Here is a 17827-nt window from a genome sequence, read left to right on the forward strand (position 1 = left end):
ATCAAGCTCTCAGCCAAGTCAAAAAAAACCCGTCGCGGCAACACCGGGACGGGTTCTTGCCGTGCCGCTGGACTCAGTCTTCGACTGCTGCCGAAACCATGGTCGCCAGCTCTCCGGAATCGAACAGCTCCTGGATGATATCGCTGCCGCCGACCAGCTCACCGCTGATCCACAGTTGCGGGAACGTTGGCCAATTGGCGTATTTCGGCAGTTCGGCACGGATGTCCGGATTCTGCAGAATGTCCACGTAGGCGAACTTCTGGCCGCAGCTCATCAGCGCCTGCACCGCCCGCGCGGAGAAACCGCACTGGGGCGCGTTCGGCGCTCCTTTCATGTAGATGAGAACCGGATGGGTAGTGATTTGCTCTTGAATGGTTTCAATGGTGCTCATGGAGGGTCCTCAATGACGTTGGTTGCCCGAAATGCGGCCAGTGTACCGCAAACTCCGGCGCCTTGCGCAATGACTGGCGCCGGGAAACTGAGCTGATTTGCGTTGCAGCGGATTTTCCCTATAAGATCCCTGCTTCTCACTTTTTCGGATATGGCTTTTACCGGTCGTCAGGTCACGGTAAGGCCCACTGTTTCCGGTCGACAGCCGACCGATGTAACCAGGTAGCACAACATGACTGTACGGCATTTTCTCTCGTTGATGGATTGTACCCCGGCAGAACTGGCTGGACTGCTGAAACGCGGCATCGAGCTCAAGTCTCTGCATCGTCAGGGGGTCATCTACGAGCCGTTGAAGAACCGTGTGCTGGGCATGATCTTCGAGAAGGCCTCCACTCGTACTCGGGTGTCCTTTGAGGCCGGCATGATTCAGTTGGGCGGTCAGGCCATCTTCCTGTCGCCGCGCGACACCCAGCTGGGCCGTGGCGAGCCGATCGAAGACAGCGCCCGGGTGCTGTCGCGCATGTGCGATGCGGTGATGATCCGAACCTTCGCCCATGCCACCCTGGAAACCTTTGCTGCCCATTCCCAGGTGCCGGTGATCAATGGTCTGAGCGATGACCTGCACCCTTGTCAGCTACTGGCCGACATGCAGACCTTTCTGGAGCATCGCGGCAGTATCAAGGACAAGGTCGTGACCTGGATCGGTGATGGCAACAACATGTGCCACAGCTACATCCATGCAGCCATCCAGTTCGATTTCCAATTGCGCATTGCCTGCCCTGAAGGCTTTGAACCGGATCAGGTATTTCTCGACAAGGCCGGCGAACGGGTTACTCTGGTACGCGACCCCAACGAGGCAGTGGCGGGTGCCCATCTGATCAGTACCGATGTATGGGCATCAATGGGCCAGGAAGACGAGGCCGAGGCGCGCATGCAGCGCTTCGCCCCCTATCAGGTCAACCCGGCGATGCTGGATCGCGCCGACGAGTCGGTGCTGTTCATGCATTGCCTTCCGGCCCACCGCGGCGAGGAAGTCTCCGCCGAACTGATGGATGATCCGCGCAGCGTGGTCTGGGATCAGGCGGAAAACCGCCTGCATGCCCAGAAAGCACTGGTTGAATTCCTGCTGACTGCTTGACGGTAACCCGATGTCCGATATTGTTCTAGAGCTGAATACCCTCGCCTGCGGCTATGGCGGACACAAGGTGGTGCAGGATCTGAGCATCCATCTGCGCGCCGGCGATATCGGCTGCCTGCTCGGCCCTTCGGGCTGCGGCAAGACCACCACATTGCGCAGCATTGCCGGTTTCGAACCGATCAGCGATGGGGAAATTCGTCTGGGCGGCAGGTTGCTGTCGAGCCAGACGCATAACGTACCGCCGGAACAACGGCGGATCGGTATGGTCTTTCAGGACTACGCCCTGTTTCCACACCTGACGGTGGCGCAGAACATCGCCTTCGGCATCAATAAGCATCCCAAGCGCAAACAGATCGTGGGCGAATTGCTGGAGCTGGTCAAACTCGGCAAGCTGGGCCAGCGTTATCCGCATGAGCTGTCTGGCGGCCAACAGCAGCGGGTGGCCCTCGCCCGGGCTCTGGCGCCTGAACCCGAGCTGCTGTTGCTGGATGAGCCCTTTTCCAATCTGGATGGCGAGTTGCGTCGCCGCCTGTCCGGCGAGGTGCGCGATATCCTCAAGGCGCGTGGAACCAGCGCCATGCTGGTGACCCATGATCAGAGCGAGGCCTTCGCCGTGTGCGACCAGGTCGGCGTGCTGCGCGAGGGCCGTCTGCAGCAGTGGGATACGCCCTATAACCTGTACCACGAGCCGGCCACGCCTTTCGTCGCCAGTTTCATCGGTCAGGGCTATTTCATCCGCGGGCAGTTACTGACCCCGGACACGGTACAGACCGAGCTGGGTGTGATTCGCGGCAACCGCGCCTATCAACTCGCGGCCGGCAGTGCGGTGGATGTGCTGCTGCGTCCCGACGACATTGTCGGCCAGGAAGGCAGCAGTCTGACGGCGATCATCACCGGCAAGGTATTCCTCGGCGCCAGCACCCTGTACCGCCTGCAGTTGCCCACCGGCAGCACGCTGGAAACCATCTTTCCCAGCCATGACGATCACCCCTTGGGCGAAGTACTGGGTATTCGCATCTCCGCCGACCACCTGGTGGTGTTCGCCGCGCAGGGCAGCGTCAATGTCAGCGCCCAGTTGCCGCTCGAACAGGTGCTGGAGATCAGCTCTTCGTCCTGAATGCCTGGATGCCCGCTTGGCAAGAGCCTGATGGCCCCGGATAATGATCGCCCCAACCAACCTGACGAGTCGCTTCATGCAGATTGCAAAAAATTCAGTGGTCGAATTCCACTACACCCTGTCCGATGCCAGCGGAGAAATTGAGAGTTCACGCCAGCATGATCCTGTCCTCTATCTGCATGGTCAGGCCGGCCTGCTTGATGGTCTGGTCGAGGCGCTGGAAGGTCGCGAAGCGGGTGATGTGTTCAGCATCGATCTGCCAGTCGACAAGGCCTATGGCCCGCGTCAGGAGAATGCCACGCAGAAGGTTCAGGTGAAGCATCTGCAGGGCGCAAAGAAGTGGAAGCCAGGCATGCTGGCAGTGATCCAGACCGAACAGGGTCCGCGCCAGGTCACTGTGATCAAGGTTGGCCTGTCCCAGGCCGTGGTGGATTCCAACCACCCGCTGGCTGGCCGCGATCTGACCTTTGACGTGGAAATCCTGTCGGTCCGCGCAGCCACCGAAGAAGAGCTGGCCCATGGTCACGCCCATGGCATTGGTGGCCACCAGCACTGATTAGCGCTGGCAGGCATCTTCTACCCGTTTCCGCCCGTTTTTGTACAGGGCGAAAACGGGTAGAAAAAAGCAACCAAGCATTATTGACAGATAAAGTGTATTATGGTTGTTTTTCCTGCCCAAAGGTGCAATTCATGTCGACCAAACCCGCCGCCAAGATCGTAGCCAAACCCAAAACCGCCCCCGCCAAACGCAAGGCCGATGCCGCTGTAGCCACCAGCGAATCGATCAATGATCAGATCAGCGCGTTCCTCGCTTCCGGCGGTGAAATTCAGAGCATCCCCAACGGCACCAGCGGCCAGACCTATGGCAAACCTGCCAGCAAGGCGCCAGCCAAGACCTGAACAGTCTGATCTCGGACGCAGAACCTGACGGCGGTCTCCACGGAGCTTAGCGGCGATTATTGCCCAGCAACTCCAGTTCCTCGCTATAGAGTGAGGTGAGCAGCGCAGTGCCGTCAGCTGCTACCCGAAAACCACCCCAGCGCGCGTTTTCATACAGCGCCGCCTGCCCCTCCTGAAAGAAGAATGCATTGGGCCCGAGACTAGCTCCACGCACTCCCGGCCGGATCCGCATGGACACCCTGCCCGGCTCAGTGGTCAGCGCATCGCCCATACCGGCAAAGCTTGTCCGCGATCCCGCGCCCAGTTGCAGGTAGGCATATTTCGGCCACTTGCCGTCTTCGGCACGCAGCTGCGCGTCCACCTCGAATCGCAATGCCATGTAGTCTCCCTGCATCAATGAACGCGGGTCCACCGGGGCCAGACGCAGCAGCACCAGTTGACCGTCGTGCAGAGTCTTTTCATGGTCCTGCACGGCATATACAGCCACTGCCATCACCAGCAACCAGGCGGCGATAATACCCACACGCGCCCTGCTCATGACGCTCTCCTCAACGGCGCTATCACCGCTGCGCGCAACACCAGCAGCAACAGACCGCTGGCCGCCAGCAATACGGATTTGGCCAGCAAGGTGATATGCAGGCTGTAATACAGATCCCCCAGATACAAGACAACACCCATGCCTACCAGCACACACCATAGGCGGTCGCAGGCATGAAATACCGCCAGCCACAAGGCTGCACCTATCAGCAACCCGGGGGCCTGAATGCATAACGCAATGAGGACCAAGGCGCCAGCCAGTGCAGCCACCCGAACCGCTAGCTGCACGTCCCGCAGCAACCGGACCAACGTCGCCAACAGCACGATCGCAGCGCCGGCAGGGTACAGCCACACCAGACGACCGGCGTCCGTTGCCACTGTACTCAACCAGGATGCAACATGCGCATAAGGCTGCCCGATAACACCGAGAACCAGCGCCACGAGTGTCGACGCGCCGGCCACAGCCCGAATCAATGCAGCTCGACGGGACGCAGCCCAACAGGCGCGTGCGAGCCACAAACAGACAGCGACCGCGGCCAGGGCTACGCCGTACAACGACAGCAGCGGGTTGTTGCCTACCAGTACTGCCAGGCTCACCAGAGCGATCAATGCACAAAAGAATCGATGTGCGGCACCGGCGATGGCCATTAACATGCCGCAGCTCAGCAGCAGGGCCGCCACTGCCGCGCTTCGCTCATTGGCACCCGTGTGCGGTCCCAGCTCGATAATGGCAAATACCAGCATGGCCTGTCCGAGTAGAGACAACGCCAACCCCAGCTGCATCACGAAGGCGCCCGAGCCACGCAACAACCAGATAGCCGACAACAGCAGGATGGCCGCAGCGAGCATGCTGGGGAGCGGGCTGGCGTCCGTCATGATCGTCCAGGCGCCCAGCAGCATCATTGCCGCAAACCAAGCCGCAATGGCGGACAGGATCATCACATACCACGGCGCATCTTCCTCAAACTGCAGCCGGGCCTGTGCGTCTGGCTGCAGTACTTGCCGTTGCACCAGCTCGTCCAGCAAGACCTGCTTCCATGGGACGCTCATACGCCCTCCTCCCGGTGCCAGCGCTGCAAGCAGACCGAAACCACGGCACTACCCAGCAGCAGGAACAGCCCCAGAGCCCAGAACTGCACGAAGCCATCGGTACCGTCCAGCAGGCGCGCCAATCCCGCGGCAAGCACGCCGACCAATGAGTACAGCTGCAAGGCAAGCATCAGCAAGTCGCGCCGCAGCCGCCGATAGATAGGTATGCCCAGTAGATAGGTGGCGCCCAGCACGCCCACCGGATAGATCTGCTCTGGATGCCACCAGGCAATCATCGCAGCCAGCGACAGAGCACTGAGCAACCCAGCGCCGGCCAGACGCTGCATGACCCGGGCTGTCTGCGGTAACCAGCTACTGCGAATCTCGAACAGCAGCAACAGCGCGATATTGAAAACAGCGATACCCATCAACGCCACCAGAGTTGTTGCGCCATCCCCGCTGAACCAGCCATTGCCCATCGCCAGATAACGCACCAGCGCCAGGTTGGCGACACCCCAGAACAACACCCAGCAGGCAACCGAGCGTGACAGCCATGCCCATGGCAGGATCAGTACCGCCCAGACCGCGAACAGTTGCCAGATATCGGCACCGGTCTGATAGGTCTGTCCGATCAACGCCAACAAACCACCGGTGGCCAGTGACGCCCCGAGCAGCGCGGCACGATAGGCCAACGAGCCGCTGGTAACAACCAGCGCTGCGCCGGCAAAACCGCTGAGGGCGAGCATTGCCAGACCCAGCTTGGCAAACCGGTGCAACTGCTCCCAGTTGAATGCAAAGAAGAAAATCACGCCGAGCGCCAGTAACAGGCAGCCGAAGAAAGCCAACACTCGATCAAGGACCTGCAGCCAATGCTGCGCAGTCGGTTGCGGCTGCTCGGGGGCCAGCGCACTATTCAGCTGGCCGGGCGTCAACAGCCCTCGCTCGGTCCAGCTGAGCAGTTGGTCGCGCCGACGTATCTCGTTCATCAGTTCCATTGGTTCACCCATACTTTCAGGCGCTCGGTGAATTCCGGCACAGCCAGGAAGAGATACAGACTGACCAGTACGTTCAGCACAGAGACCACCAGGAACAGCTGCGGAATACTGATCCCCACCACACCCAGCATCAACATGGCGAACACCGCCGATATCACCATCAACAGCGAATTGAGAATATTGTTTGCGGCGATGACTCGCGAGCGTTCACTGTCCCCGGTGCGGGCCTGAATCAAGGCGTACAGCGGCACTATATACAAACCGCCGAACATGCCCAGCCCAAGTATGCAGACCATGACTGCCCAGGCGGCCGGCTGCAGTAACAGCTGCAGCCAACCAAGCTGCCCGGCCTGCATATCGATGAAGCCCGCACCTCCCCATAGTAATAGCCCGAACAGCGTCAGGCCACAGGCGCCAAGCGGCACCAGACCCAGCTCCACAGTCTTGCGGGACAAGCGCTCGCAGAGCAGCGAGCCGGCGGCAATACCGATGGAAAAGACGGCGAGAATCAGCGTCACCACGGTTTCGTCACCGCCCAGGTAATCCCGGGTGAAGCCGGGAATCTGCGCCAGATAGGTCGCTCCGAGAAACCAGAACCAGGAGTTGGCCAGCAACGAACGGGAAACCGGTCTGGATTGCTGCACCAGCCCGAGATGAAGAATCCGTGCCGATTGACGCAGGATATTCCAATCCAGCTGCAGTCTCGGCAGCGCAGCGGCGGTTGGCGGAATCGCCAGACTGGCGAAAAAACCCAGCAGGGCCAGGCTGACGACGGCAATAGACACCCAGCTCGCCCACGCCTCGCCCGCCATCAACACACCAGCGAACAGGGTACCGCCGAGAATCGCCAGAAAGGTGCCCATTTCCACCAGCGCGTTGCCGCCGATCAGCTCCCGCTCCGCCAGATGCAGCGGCAGTATCGAGTACTTCACCGGACCGAACAGTGACGATTGCGCGCCCATGGCAAACAGCACCACCAGCATCATCGGCAGGCTACCCAGCAGCACGCTGGCGGCGCCCGTCAGCATGATGATGATTTCAGCGAACTTGATCAGGCGAATCAACACGTGCTTGGGAAATTTCTCCCCGAACTGACCACCCAGCGCGGAAAACAGAAAGAACGGCAGGATGAACAACAGCGCGCTGAGATTGATCAGCACATTGGGGTCGGCAGCCACCCCGATCTTGAACAGGATAGCCAGTACCAGCGCCTGCTTGAACACGTTGTCATTGAACGCACCCAGAAACTGGGTGATGAAATATGGCAGGAAACGCCTGCTGCGCATCAGGCTGAACTGAGACCGCTCAGACATTGCTGTCACCCTTCCCTTAACCTTCGCTGAAGAATGACAGCATAACGGAACAGGCCTTAATCCGCCTCGACGATCTGCAAGCGCACGTTGCGCCGCTGGATCCATTGGCGGATGCGTTCCTGCCGGTCGGAAGTCAGAGGGTACTTGCGAGCCAGCATGAAGGCGGTCATGTACATGAGCACCGGGCCGACGATGTAGAGCACCCGCAGGGACATCAGCTGTTGCTCGGTATGCACCGTCTGGGTGGCATCGAACCCGACCAGCGACAGCATGCCCAACGACAGTCCGAGGCCGATAGCCATGGCCATCTTCTGCGCCATGCCGGACATGGCGAAGAACAGTCCGGTGCGGTGCTCCTTGCTGCGCGCCGTATCCAGGTCAACGATATCCGCCAGCATCGACAACGGCAGAAACTGGAACGCAGCGAAGCAGAACCCCTTGATTGCGAACATGATGGCAAACGGCAGCAGCTGACCGGCCTGCAGGAAAAACATGCCGAGAATACTCAGGCTGGACAGGCTGACCGCCACACAGAAAGCCCGATGCTTGCCGATCTTGCGACCCAGCGCCAACCAGAACGGAATACCGGCAATACCTATACCGAAATACAACAGGTACATCATGCCGATGTGCGCCTGAATCTGGATGACATGCTGCATGAAGAACACTGACATGGCATTGCGAAACGACTCGCCGGTGATTACGATCAGCAGAATCAACATCAGCCGCTTGAACGGGCCGTTGTTCTTCATCACCCGCCATCCCTTCTTCCAATCGGTACGCTGTACCGATCGCGGCGGCGCCTCACGCACCCGTGTGACGACCAGCAGCACGGTAATCGGCAATAGAATCAGCAACAGCCAACCCATGGAAGCCAGAATCGGGCCGTAACCGATACCCAACTCACCATCACGCCCCACCAGCCAAACAGCGACACGCATCAACAGACTATCGGTGTCACCCGCGGCATAACGCGCGCCCAAGGCCTGGACGACCGCCGGTGCCAGCGCCGCAATGAACAGTCCCAGCAGAATGAAACCTTCGCGCGAGGCGGTCACCCGGCTGCGTTGATGATACTGCGTTGACAATTCAGCTCCCCAGGCGCCGTAGGGCAAGGTCACCATGGTCCAACCGAAGTACATCAACACAGTCCAGATCAACAGATGCAGGATGCCGGCCCCGTCCGGCGGCATGAAAATCATCACCGTGCCCAATAACATCAACGGCGTGCCCATGACCAACCAGGGCTTGCGCCGGCCAAAGCGCGTCTGCCAACGATCACTGAGCATACCGATAAGGGGATCGGTAAACACATCGGAGAACCGTGCGAGCACCAGCACCAGCGCCATCAACGCCATGTTCAGGCCCATTTCCTGGGCATAGAACGGCGGAAGATAAACCGCCAGCGGGTACCCGATGATGGCCAGGGGTATGCCCACCGAGCCGTGGATCAGGATGGTAGAACGCTTCAAAACACCGGACTGACTCATGGGGCGACTCCATTGGTCACGCAGGGACTCAGCCCCCGCCTCTGTTCTTGTAATTGTCGATTCGAGTCTATGCCAGTGGACTGCCGATATCCGAGCGCGATTTCATCCAGATGTAACCACAAATGACCAGCCCGCCGACCAGCACGCTTGCGCTTCAGGCACGGTGCGGCGTCCAGACATCATCAGGGTGGAAGATAGCGGATATTCAGCGCGCTGATGACCTTTTGATCAGCATCGCAGCCGGGAGCAAGCGGACCATTCGTCCCCTTGATGCGAATAACATCGATAGTTGTTTGACAACTATTCTCGTTACGATTAGCGTATAGCCATTCCTGACCGATCTTGGAGTGGCGCCGATGTATGTATGTCTTTGCAAGGGGATTACCGACACCCAGATTCGCGATGCGGTGACTGATGGCGCCTGCAGCATGCGTGATTTGCGCGAGCGCCTGGACGTGGCCAATCAGTGTGGTAAATGTGGCCGAGACTGCAAATCCATCATCAGCGAATACCGCGTGGCCGCTTCTGCCAGTTTCATCAACGCCGGTCAGTTCGCAATGGCCTGAATGCGTCTTGTATTCTGCCGAGAAACGTTTCTATCTATTTGATTTTCAAGGGCTGTATTTGACAGTCCGCCTTTCAAATAGCAAACTCAGTGGATTGATCCCGCACTGAGGAATTCCGTCATGAAAGGCGACGCACAGGCAATCCGCCATCTCAATATTCTGCTCGGTAACGAGCTGGTTGCCATTAACCAGTACTTTCTGCATGCGCGTATGCTGCAGGATTGGGGTCTGGATAAGCTCGGCGACCACGAATACCATGAATCCATCGATGAAATGAAGCACGCCGATGCCTTGACCAAGCGCATCCTGTTTCTCGAAGGCCTACCCAACCTGCAGGACCTCGGCAAGCTGATGATCGGCGAGAACACCCGCGAGATCCTCGAATGCGACCTGCGACTGGAAATGCAGGGCATCCCCGACCTCAAGGAGGCCATCGCCTACTTCGAGAGCATCGGCGATTACGGCAGCCGTGAGTTGGCAGAGGACATCCTGACGTCAGAAGAAGAGCACGTCGACTGGATCGAGACTCAGCTGGGCCTGATCGACAAGGTAGGTATCGAGAATTATCAGCAATCGCAGATCAGCTGATAGGTTTATGCTGGCACTGACTCAGGCCGCTTCACGTTTTGAGCTACCTTTGCAGCGGGAGCGGCCTGCGGGTTTAAATTCATCAGCCACACAGAGCATCGCAGAAGAGGTTGGCCGGCAGGGCCGTGCCGACCGTCGTGTCGCCATGGATGGCGACCGCGAGCTTACATGGATGTACTTGCAGCGTGTCGGCACGGACCTGCCGGCCAACCTGTTCCCAGCAGGCACCAGCAGACCCCAACAATCTTCTATCGCTTTCAGCTATTCAAACTTTCCAAAATAGCGGATAACACCGCAGCCGGATCCTCAGCGCGAGTGATGGGCCGGCCGATCACCAGATAGCTGCTGCCATTGTCCATCGCCTGACGCGGCGTGACGATACGCTTCTGATCATCGGCACTGGCATCATCCGGGCGGATACCCGGCGTCACCAGTTTGAAATCCTCATTCAGTGCGCTTCTGAGCGCCTTGGCTTCACGGGCCGAACAGACCACACCATCCAGTCCACAGTCCTGCGTAAGGCGTGCCAGGCGCTGTACCTGCACCATGGGTTCGATATCAATACCTACCTCCTGCAGATCCTCCTGCTCCAGGCTGGTCAGCACCGTGACCGCCGTCAGCAAGGGGCGCGGGCCCGAGCGGCGCTCGAGGATCTCGCGGCAAGCCTCCATCATGCGCCGGCCACCACCGGCATGCACGTTCACCATCCACACACCCAGCTCCGCAGCTGACCGCACCGCATTGGCCGTGGTATTGGGAATATCATGGAATTTGAGATCCAGGAAAACCTCGAACCCTTTGTCCTGAAGCGCCTCCACAACAGCCGGACCCGTTGCGGTGAACAACTCTTTGCCCACCTTGAGGCGGCACTGTGCCGGATCGAGACGGTCGGCCATCGCGACTGCTGATGCTGCGTCGGGGAAATCCAGAGCAACGATTATCGGGGTATTGCAGGGCATTTATCTTTCCTGTATCAAATGGGTCGCAGCGACGGATTGGCCACAGCCAAATCCCGCCCCTTTAAAGGTCGTATCGTCGACCATCCATGGCAAGTCGGGCATTGCCAGTGCAACTGCTTGCCGGAAAAGCCACAGGCCTGACAACAGAACCTGGGTTTATCGATCAACAGCGCTTCAACAATCCCGCGCAGAATCATGAGATTGGCATGACCTCGCGGCTCGACATTATCCTTGTGCAGATCGATCAGGTACAGCAATCCGCTCAATGATGGTTGCTGCTGCAGATGGGCAAGCACATATTCGCTGGTCGCAGCGAGCCCGGCACGCTTGTACAACTCATCGGCGCGCGCCAGCACCGTCGCCACTACCGGCGGATGTTTATTTGCCAGCACATCGTCAAGATAGGCCAATAGATCCAAGGCTCCGCTCTTGGCCAGCTGCCGGAGCAACGGCAGCGCCTGTGAAACGAAATCCGCATCGTGCGTTGCCAGCCGGCGCAACCACTTGAGTTCTTCCCGCTCACGCCCCTGCCCCGCCTCCAGCTCTGCCAACATCAACATGGCGCGGACACTGTCACGTTGAATGGCCAGGGCGTCCAGCAAATGGCGGCGCGCCTGCGGCCACTCCTTGCGTGCCTGCGCCTCGCGAGCCAGCTCGCAGTGATAATGCGCCAAGGTGACGGCGAAGGCCCCCCGCTGCTTGACCAGGCGCTGCCCGACGGCCACAGCACGCTGCCAGTCGCGCTCACGCTCATGGATGCGGACCAGGTCGGCCAGCGCGTCGGCGCCCAGACTTGACCCTGAATCTACCAGCTCATCCAGCAGGCGCTCGGCGCGGTGATGCAGACCCACTGCAAGATAATCGCGGGCCAGCTCGAACTGTACCCGGTCCGCCTGCAGGGAGGTGAGATTAGGCCGCGCCAACAGGTTCTGATGAACCTTGATGGCACGCTCCACATCACCGCGCTGACAGAACAGCTTGCCGATGGCTATGTGCGTTTCGACCGTTTCAGGGTTGACCTCAAGGGCCCGGATAAAGGTTTCGATCGCCTCGTCCGGCTGCTCGTTGAGCAGGTAGTTGAGACCGATGAAGTACTGCTTGTCGAGGGCACTGCCATGGGGAGCCAGCATGAAACCGACCTTGATGGCTTCCCGTCGCCCGAGGAACCAACCAATACCCAGCGCCCCCATGAATAGCCCGAGGAACAACAGCTCCTGCATAGTAATCAGCCTTTTACAGCCTGGGTACGCAGCTTGTCGACTTCCTTGCGATAGCGATTGAGCTCATTGCTCTGAACCATCATGCGCAGTCGCAGACGGGCCGTCAGCAGCCAGCCTATGAAGATCCCCAGCAGACTGCCGAGAATGAAGGCAATGACGATGAAAAGAGACACAGGCAATTCGGGGGAGGATATTTCGAGAAACTGCAACGCGATGTTCTGCTGATTCTCCAGCATGAAATCAATGGTTGCCAGTGCCACCAGTAATAGAACGATGATCAGCACCGCGCGTTTCAGCCATTGCATGCCACCACTCCCATCATTAAGCAGAGGGGCAGTATAGCGCAGCCTGACGATCAGTCATACCGCTTGAGTCAGGCGGTTTCCAGCGAGTCGTTGACCCGGTCGCGCAATTCCTTGCCTGGCTTGAAATGCGGAACGTATTTACCTTCCAGCTGTACCGAATCACCGGTCTTGGGATTACGGCCGATACGCGGCGCACGGTAATGCAGTGAAAAACTGCCAAAACCCCGTATTTCGATACGCTCGCCCGTCGCCAGCGCAGTAGACATGTGCTCCAGCATGGTCTTGATGGCCAACTCCACGTCCTTGGCTGATAACTGGCCCTGTTGCTCGACGATGCGTTCGATCAACTCCGACTTGGTCATGATTTTTCCCTTTTTATTCAATCGGCTAGGATCCGTTTTTATTGTTTGTACCATGCAGTCGCAGGGCGGGGCAAGCGGCACGCTCAAGCGGTTTTTACCAGGCAAAAAAAAGGAGCGACCGAAGTCGCTCCTTTTTCACTGCAAGGGCTGCTTAGTTGCCCTTGTTTTCCATCTGCTGCTTGATCAGATCACCAATGGTGGTCGGACCAGCGGCCAGCATTTCCTGCTTGCGCAGGTCCTGGATGGCTTCTTTCTCGTCTTCAACATCTTTCGCCTTGATCGACAGGCTGATGACGCGGCTCTTGCGGTCAACGCTGATGATCTTGGCTTCGACTTCGTCACCGACGTTCAGCACGTTACGCGCATCTTCAACGCGGTCACGGCTGATTTCGGAAGCTTTCAGAGTACCTTCGATCTCTTCAGCCAGGGTGATTACCGCGCCCTTAGCGTCAACTTCCTTGACGGTACCAGTGATGATGGTGCCTTTCTCGTTCAGAGAAACGAAGTTGGAGAACGGATCGTCTTCCAGCTGCTTGACGCCCAGGGAGATGCGCTCACGCTCTGGATCAACAGACAGGATGACGGTTTCGATCTCGTCGCCCTTCTTGAAACGACGTACGGCTTCTTCGCCAACTTCGTTCCAGGAGATGTCGGACAGGTGAACCAGACCGTCGATGCCGCCGTCCAGACCAATGAAGATACCGAAATCGGTGATCGACTTGATGGAGCCGGAGATCTTGTCACCCTTGTTGAACTTGCTGGAGAACTCTTCCCATGGGTTCATCTTGCACTGCTTGATGCCCAGGGAGATACGACGACGATCTTCGTCGATGTCCAGAACCATGACTTCCACTTCGTCGCCAACCTGAACGACTTTGGAAGGATGGATGTTCTTGTTGGTCCAATCCATTTCGGACACGTGAACCAGGCCTTCAACACCCTCTTCCAGCTCGGCGAAGCAGCCGTAGTCGGTGAGATTGGTGACCTTGGCGTTGACACGAGTGCCTTCTGGGTAGCGACCAGTGATGGCGACCCATGGATCTTCGCCCAGCTGCTTCAGACCCAGGGAAACGCGGTTGCGCTCGCGGTCGAATTTCAGCACCTTGACGTCGATTTCGTCGCCAACGTTGACGATCTCGGAAGGATGCTTGATGCGCTTCCAGGCCATGTCGGTGATGTGCAGCAGACCATCTACGCCGCCCAGGTCAACGAACGCACCGTAGTCGGTGAGGTTCTTGACGATACCTTTGACAACCTGGCCTTCCTGCAGGGTTTCCAGCAGGGCTTCGCGCTCGGCGCTGTTCTCGGCTTCGAGGACGGCACGACGGGAAACGACAACGTTGTTGCGCTTCTGGTCGAGCTTGATGACCTTGAATTCCAGTTCCTTGCCTTCCAGGTGCGCGGTGTCGCGAACCGGACGAACATCGACCAGAGAACCCGGCAGGAACGCACGGATGGTGTTGACGTCGACGGTAAAGCCACCTTTGACCTTGCCGTTGATGACACCCTTGACGATTTCTTCTGCGGCGAAAGCTGCTTCGAGGACTTTCCAGGATTCGGCGCGCTTGGCCTTCTCACGGGACAGTTTGGTTTCACCGAAACCGTCTTCAACGGCTTCCAGTGCAACGTGTACCTCATCACCCACGCTGATGGTCAGCTCGCCCTGATCGTTCAGGAACTGCTCGCGCGGAATGACACCCTCGGATTTCAGGCCGGCGTGAACGGTGACCCAGTCGGAGTCGATGTCCACAACAATACCGGTGATGATGGAGCCTGGCTCCATATCAAGGGTTACTAGGCTTTCTTCAAAAAGTTCGGCAAAGCTTTCGCTCATTTGGATTCCTGTCAATGTTTAATAAGGCAGTAACCGCCTGGCCGCTCTACTGCGCGCCCTGCAGCCAACTTGCCCGCCACGCCACCAGCTTGCGTGGGTTGATTATAAATACACCTTTGCCGGTGGTGCTGGTTACCCGGCAAAAGACTCGCCTGATCAGCCCAGCAGGTTGCGTTTGCGCGCTTCCAGCTGAACTGTTTCAAGTACATTTTCGATGCTCATATGCGAAGAATCGATCAGGATGGCGTCCTCAGCCGGCCGCAATGGCGCGATGCTGCGATTCATATCCCTTTCGTCCCTGGCGGTAATCTCATCGAGAAGACCCGCAAGATTAGCAGTTTCGTCCTTTTCGAGCAACTGCCGGTAGCGGCGCTCAGCACGGATTTCCGGGCTGGCGGTCAGAAAAATCTTCAGCTGGGCATCCGGAAACACCACGGTACCCATGTCACGCCCATCCGCCACCAGCCCGGGCGCCTCGCGAAACGCCTGCTGGCGTGCCAGCAACGCCTGACGAACGGCAGGCAGCGCAGCGATCTGGGAGGCGCCGGCACCGGTGGCTTCGGTACGGATTCCCCGCGTCACATCCTCACCTTCGAGAATGATGCACTGCTCCCTGTCACTGTCCCCGGCAATAAAACGCACATCCAGATGCGCCGCCAGGTTGGTGAGGATTTCCTCGTTGGTCAGGTCCGCTCCGTGGTTGCGGGCGGCGAAGGCCAGCACCCGGTACAGCGCGCCGGAATCCAGCAGATGCCATCCCAGGCTGGCAGCCAGCATACCGGTCAGTGTGCCCTTGCCGGAGCCACCGGGGCCATCGATGGTAATGACCGGGGCTATCTCTATATCAGCACTCACGCGTTATCCTCCTGACGGATATTGATGCCCACCGAACGCGCCAGGTCGATAAATCCGGGGAACGAGGTGGCCACATGGATGCAGTCGGTGATGCAGATGTCGGCGGTGGCGCGCAACGAGGCGATGGCAAAAGACATGGCGATGCGGTGATCCATATGGCTGTCGACGGTAGCGCCGCCCATGACGCCACCCTCGATGATGATGCCATCGGAAGTCGGCTCGGCCTTGATGCCCAGCAGCTGCAGACCATCGGCCATGACCTGGATACGGTCGGATTCCTTGACCCGCAATTCTTCAGCGCCGCGCAGAATGGTGCGCCCTTCGGCGCAGGCAGCAGCAATAAACAGGACCGGGAATTCGTCGATCGCCAGCGGCACCTGATCTTCTGGAATCTCGATCCCCTTCAGCGGCGCATAGCGCACTCGCACATCCGCGACCGGCTCACCGCCCACTTCGCGTTCGTTGCTCAGGGTGATGTCACCACCCATGGCCCGCAGGATGTTGATCACGCCGATACGGGTGGGGTTGATGCCTACGTGTTCCAGGGTCAGATCCGAGCCTTCGGCGATGCTGGCGGCGACCATGAAGAATGCCGCTGAGGAGATATCTGCCGGCACGTCGATCTTGCAACCGGTCAGCTTGTGGCCGGAGTCAACGGTGGCCGTGGCCCCCTCGACCTGTACCGGGTAACCAAAACCCTTGAGCATGCGCTCGGTGTGATCGCGCGTCGGCGCCGGCTCGGTCACCGAGGTGCTGCCTTCGGCATACAGGCCAGCCAGCAGCAGACAGGATTTGACCTGGGCACTGGCCATGGGCATGACATAGTCCATACCCTTCAAATGGCTCTCGGCACCCTTGATATGCAACGGCGGACGACCCTCCTCGCCGGTATCGATATTGGCGCCCATCTCGCGCAACGGATTGGCGACACGACCCATGGGCCGCTTGGTCAGGGACGCATCACCGGTCAATTCGGTGGTGAACGTCTGCCCCGCCAGCAAACCGGCCAGCAGACGCATCGAGGTGCCCGAGTTACCGACGTAGATGGGTCCCGGAGGAGCCTGCAGACCATGCAGGCCGACACCGTTGATGGTGACGCGCCCATGGTCCGGCCCCTCGATAACCACGCCCATGTCGCGAAATGCCTGCAAGGTGGCCAGGCTGTCCTCGCCTTCCAGGAAACCCTCCACTTCAGTCACGCCTTCGGCCAACGAGCCGAGCATGATCGAACGATGGGAAATAGACTTGTCGCCAGGTACACGAATACGGCCTTGTACGCTGGCACCGGGATTGGCAATGAAGTTGATCGATTGAGTCTGCATGGGTTCCATATAAGCCCTGCGGGCCAAAATCTTGCTGAAATGCTCGCGTGCGGATCGGGCTCGGGTGAAGACGCCCAGCAGAGCGTTGGCATCACCTTCCTCAACCGCCGCACGCAAGCGGCTTAAATCATGGGTGAAATCATCCAGGCTGCGCAGTACCGCATCACGGTTGGCCAGGAATACATCCCGCCACATGACGGGGTCGCTGGCAGCGATCCGGGTGAAATCTCGAAAACCACCGGCAGCATAGCGGAATATCTCCAGATTTTCGCTGCGCGAGGCCAGCGTATCCACCAGCGAAAAGGCCAGTAGATGCGGCAGATGGCTGGTAGCAGCCAGGACCTCATCGTGATCAGCCAGTCGCATATCCTCGACATCCGCGCCCACCGCCTGCCAGGCACGACGCACAAGCGCCAGCGACGTTTCAGCGGTTTCTTCCAGCGGTGTCAGGATTACCTTGTGATTGCGAAACAACCCGGCGTCCGCCGCTTCAACACCACTGCGTTCAGAGCCGGCAATCGGATGCCCGGGCACGAAGTGTGGCGGAATCCGGCCGAAGGCGTTGCGCACCGCATCCACTACTGCACTCTTGGTACTGCCGGCGTCGGTGATCACCGCCTGCCCGATATCCAGTGTCGCGAGCTGACCCAGCACCCGTTCCATGGCCAGCACCGGAACCGCCAGCATGATCAGATCTGCGCCCTGCACTGCCTCGGCCAGGTCATCGGTCATGATATCGACGATACCCAGCGACACAGCCACTCGGCAAGTCGCCGGGTCGGGATCGCAACCCACCACCTCATGACACAATCCCGACTGGCGCAGCCCCTTGGCAAAGGAGCCGCCAATCAGGCCAAGACCGATTACCGCCAGGCGACCAATTATCGGCGCCTTGGATGACATCGTG

The 17827-nt window shown here is 59.0% G+C and carries 19 protein-coding genes; 6 read left to right on the forward strand and 13 right to left on the reverse strand.

The window, feature by feature from the left end; all coding sequences use genetic code 11:
• Nucleotides 1-73: 73 nt before the first annotated feature.
• Complete coding sequence (grxD, locus tag BLU11_RS10285) at nucleotides 74-391, reverse strand: Grx4 family monothiol glutaredoxin (protein ID WP_090273255.1); 318 nt, start codon at nucleotides 389-391, stop codon at nucleotides 74-76.
• A 231-nt stretch (nucleotides 392-622) separates the two neighbouring features.
• Between grxD and argF the strand changes: the two genes are divergently transcribed.
• From argF to BLU11_RS10305, 4 genes are all read left to right on the forward strand, one after another.
• On the forward strand, nucleotides 623-1528 hold the full coding sequence (gene argF / locus BLU11_RS10290; RefSeq protein WP_090273256.1) for an ornithine carbamoyltransferase: 906 nt from the start codon (nucleotides 623-625) through the stop codon (nucleotides 1526-1528).
• Between the two features lie 10 nt (nucleotides 1529-1538).
• Nucleotides 1539-2645, forward strand: a complete 1107-nt coding sequence (locus BLU11_RS10295; RefSeq protein ID WP_090273257.1) for an ABC transporter ATP-binding protein — start codon at nucleotides 1539-1541, stop codon at nucleotides 2643-2645.
• 76 nt (nucleotides 2646-2721) lie between these two features.
• Nucleotides 2722-3201 (forward strand): FKBP-type peptidyl-prolyl cis-trans isomerase, encoded by a 480-nt coding sequence (locus BLU11_RS10300; RefSeq protein WP_090276403.1) that lies wholly within the window; start codon nucleotides 2722-2724, stop codon nucleotides 3199-3201.
• Nucleotides 3202-3335: 134 nt separating this feature from the next.
• On the forward strand, nucleotides 3336-3545 hold the full coding sequence (locus BLU11_RS10305) for a hypothetical protein (RefSeq protein ID WP_231702191.1): 210 nt from the start codon (nucleotides 3336-3338) through the stop codon (nucleotides 3543-3545).
• 46 nt (nucleotides 3546-3591) lie between these two features.
• Here the strand turns inward: BLU11_RS10305 and BLU11_RS10310 are convergent, their stop codons facing one another.
• The 5 genes from BLU11_RS10310 to BLU11_RS10330 are packed head-to-tail and all read right to left on the reverse strand — an operon-like array spanning nucleotide 3592 to nucleotide 8909.
• Entirely contained in the window at nucleotides 3592-4083 is a 492-nt protein-coding gene (locus BLU11_RS10310; protein ID WP_090273258.1) for a GDYXXLXY domain-containing protein, read from the reverse strand.
• The gene (locus tag BLU11_RS10315; protein ID WP_090273259.1) at nucleotides 4080-5132 is read right to left on the reverse strand and encodes a DUF4401 domain-containing protein; all 1053 of its coding nucleotides are present in this window, start codon (nucleotides 5130-5132) and stop codon (nucleotides 4080-4082) included. The genes BLU11_RS10310 and BLU11_RS10315 overlap by 4 nt, the downstream gene beginning before the upstream one ends.
• Nucleotides 5129-6097 carry a DUF2157 domain-containing protein gene (locus BLU11_RS10320; RefSeq protein ID WP_157718657.1) on the reverse strand — a complete coding sequence of 323 codons (969 nt, stop codon included), beginning with the start codon at nucleotides 6095-6097 and terminating at the stop codon, nucleotides 5129-5131. The genes BLU11_RS10315 and BLU11_RS10320 overlap by 4 nt, the downstream gene beginning before the upstream one ends.
• Nucleotides 6097-7419 carry an MFS transporter gene (locus BLU11_RS10325; protein ID WP_090273261.1) on the reverse strand — a complete coding sequence of 441 codons (1323 nt, stop codon included), beginning with the start codon at nucleotides 7417-7419 and terminating at the stop codon, nucleotides 6097-6099. The genes BLU11_RS10320 and BLU11_RS10325 overlap by 1 nt, the downstream gene beginning before the upstream one ends.
• A gap of 56 nt (nucleotides 7420-7475) precedes the next feature.
• Entirely contained in the window at nucleotides 7476-8909 is a 1434-nt protein-coding gene (locus BLU11_RS10330) for an MFS transporter (RefSeq protein WP_090273262.1), read from the reverse strand.
• Nucleotides 8910-9265: 356 nt separating this feature from the next.
• Between BLU11_RS10330 and BLU11_RS19680 the strand changes: the two genes are divergently transcribed.
• Complete coding sequence (locus BLU11_RS19680) at nucleotides 9266-9475, forward strand: bacterioferritin-associated ferredoxin (protein WP_090273263.1); 210 nt, start codon at nucleotides 9266-9268, stop codon at nucleotides 9473-9475.
• Nucleotides 9476-9595: 120 nt separating this feature from the next.
• Nucleotides 9596-10063, forward strand: coding sequence for a bacterioferritin (gene bfr / locus BLU11_RS10340; protein ID WP_090273264.1), 468 nt, complete (start codon nucleotides 9596-9598; stop codon nucleotides 10061-10063).
• Between the two features lie 257 nt (nucleotides 10064-10320).
• On the opposite strand, the gene pyrF is transcribed toward bfr, so the two are convergent.
• The 7 genes from pyrF to BLU11_RS10375 form a co-directional block, all read right to left on the reverse strand.
• On the reverse strand, nucleotides 10321-11022 hold the full coding sequence (pyrF, locus tag BLU11_RS10345) for an orotidine-5'-phosphate decarboxylase (protein WP_090273265.1): 702 nt from the start codon (nucleotides 11020-11022) through the stop codon (nucleotides 10321-10323).
• A 14-nt stretch (nucleotides 11023-11036) separates the two neighbouring features.
• Nucleotides 11037-12242, reverse strand: coding sequence for a lipopolysaccharide assembly protein LapB (gene lapB, locus BLU11_RS10350; protein ID WP_090273266.1), 1206 nt, complete (start codon nucleotides 12240-12242; stop codon nucleotides 11037-11039).
• 5 nt (nucleotides 12243-12247) lie between these two features.
• Complete coding sequence (locus tag BLU11_RS10355; RefSeq protein ID WP_090273267.1) at nucleotides 12248-12547, reverse strand: lipopolysaccharide assembly protein LapA domain-containing protein; 300 nt, start codon at nucleotides 12545-12547, stop codon at nucleotides 12248-12250.
• Between the two features lie 68 nt (nucleotides 12548-12615).
• Nucleotides 12616-12909, reverse strand: a complete 294-nt coding sequence (ihfB, locus tag BLU11_RS10360) for an integration host factor subunit beta (RefSeq protein WP_090273268.1) — start codon at nucleotides 12907-12909, stop codon at nucleotides 12616-12618.
• 151 nt (nucleotides 12910-13060) lie between these two features.
• The gene (rpsA, locus tag BLU11_RS10365) at nucleotides 13061-14743 is read right to left on the reverse strand and encodes a 30S ribosomal protein S1 (protein ID WP_090273269.1); all 1683 of its coding nucleotides are present in this window, start codon (nucleotides 14741-14743) and stop codon (nucleotides 13061-13063) included.
• A 156-nt stretch (nucleotides 14744-14899) separates the two neighbouring features.
• Nucleotides 14900-15598: a (d)CMP kinase gene (gene cmk, locus BLU11_RS10370; RefSeq protein ID WP_090273270.1), complete on the reverse strand. Its 699-nt coding sequence runs from the start codon at nucleotides 15596-15598 to the stop codon at nucleotides 14900-14902.
• Nucleotides 15595-17823, reverse strand: coding sequence for a bifunctional prephenate dehydrogenase/3-phosphoshikimate 1-carboxyvinyltransferase (locus BLU11_RS10375; RefSeq protein ID WP_090273271.1), 2229 nt, complete (start codon nucleotides 17821-17823; stop codon nucleotides 15595-15597). The genes cmk and BLU11_RS10375 overlap by 4 nt, the downstream gene beginning before the upstream one ends.
• Nucleotides 17824-17827 lie beyond the last annotated feature (4 nt).

Origin of the sequence: Halopseudomonas litoralis, from assembly GCF_900105005.1 — a bacterium.
GTDB classification, from domain to species: Bacteria; Pseudomonadota; Gammaproteobacteria; order Pseudomonadales; family Pseudomonadaceae; genus Halopseudomonas; species Halopseudomonas litoralis.

Bases quoted from the DNA above. Each gene is read 5' to 3' on its own strand.
- BLU11_RS10330 (WP_090273262.1), bottom strand. From the start codon at position 8,909: ATGAGTCAGTCCGGTGTTTTGAAGCGTTCTACCATCCTGATCCACGGC.
- BLU11_RS19680 (WP_090273263.1), top strand. From the start codon at position 9,266: ATGTATGTATGTCTTTGCAAGGGGATTACCGACACCCAGATTCGCGAT.
- BLU11_RS10300 (WP_090276403.1), top strand. From the start codon at position 2,722: ATGCAGATTGCAAAAAATTCAGTGGTCGAATTCCACTACACCCTGTCC.
- pyrF (WP_090273265.1), bottom strand. From the start codon at position 11,022: ATGCCCTGCAATACCCCGATAATCGTTGCTCTGGATTTCCCCGACGCA.
- BLU11_RS10310 (WP_090273258.1), bottom strand. From the start codon at position 4,083: ATGAGCAGGGCGCGTGTGGGTATTATCGCCGCCTGGTTGCTGGTGATG.
- BLU11_RS10325 (WP_090273261.1), bottom strand. From the start codon at position 7,419: ATGTCTGAGCGGTCTCAGTTCAGCCTGATGCGCAGCAGGCGTTTCCTG.
- ihfB (WP_090273268.1), bottom strand. From the start codon at position 12,909: ATGACCAAGTCGGAGTTGATCGAACGCATCGTCGAGCAACAGGGCCAG.
- BLU11_RS10320 (WP_157718657.1), bottom strand. From the start codon at position 6,097: ATGAACGAGATACGTCGGCGCGACCAACTGCTCAGCTGGACCGAGCGA.
- BLU11_RS10375 (WP_090273271.1), bottom strand. From the start codon at position 17,823: ATGTCATCCAAGGCGCCGATAATTGGTCGCCTGGCGGTAATCGGTCTT.
- BLU11_RS10305 (WP_231702191.1), top strand. From the start codon at position 3,336: ATGTCGACCAAACCCGCCGCCAAGATCGTAGCCAAACCCAAAACCGCC.
- BLU11_RS10315 (WP_090273259.1), bottom strand. From the start codon at position 5,132: ATGAGCGTCCCATGGAAGCAGGTCTTGCTGGACGAGCTGGTGCAACGG.
- bfr (WP_090273264.1), top strand. From the start codon at position 9,596: ATGAAAGGCGACGCACAGGCAATCCGCCATCTCAATATTCTGCTCGGT.
- rpsA (WP_090273269.1), bottom strand. From the start codon at position 14,743: ATGAGCGAAAGCTTTGCCGAACTTTTTGAAGAAAGCCTAGTAACCCTT.
- BLU11_RS10355 (WP_090273267.1), bottom strand. From the start codon at position 12,547: ATGCAATGGCTGAAACGCGCGGTGCTGATCATCGTTCTATTACTGGTG.
- BLU11_RS10295 (WP_090273257.1), top strand. From the start codon at position 1,539: ATGTCCGATATTGTTCTAGAGCTGAATACCCTCGCCTGCGGCTATGGC.
- lapB (WP_090273266.1), bottom strand. From the start codon at position 12,242: ATGCAGGAGCTGTTGTTCCTCGGGCTATTCATGGGGGCGCTGGGTATT.
- grxD (WP_090273255.1), bottom strand. From the start codon at position 391: ATGAGCACCATTGAAACCATTCAAGAGCAAATCACTACCCATCCGGTT.
- argF (WP_090273256.1), top strand. From the start codon at position 623: ATGACTGTACGGCATTTTCTCTCGTTGATGGATTGTACCCCGGCAGAA.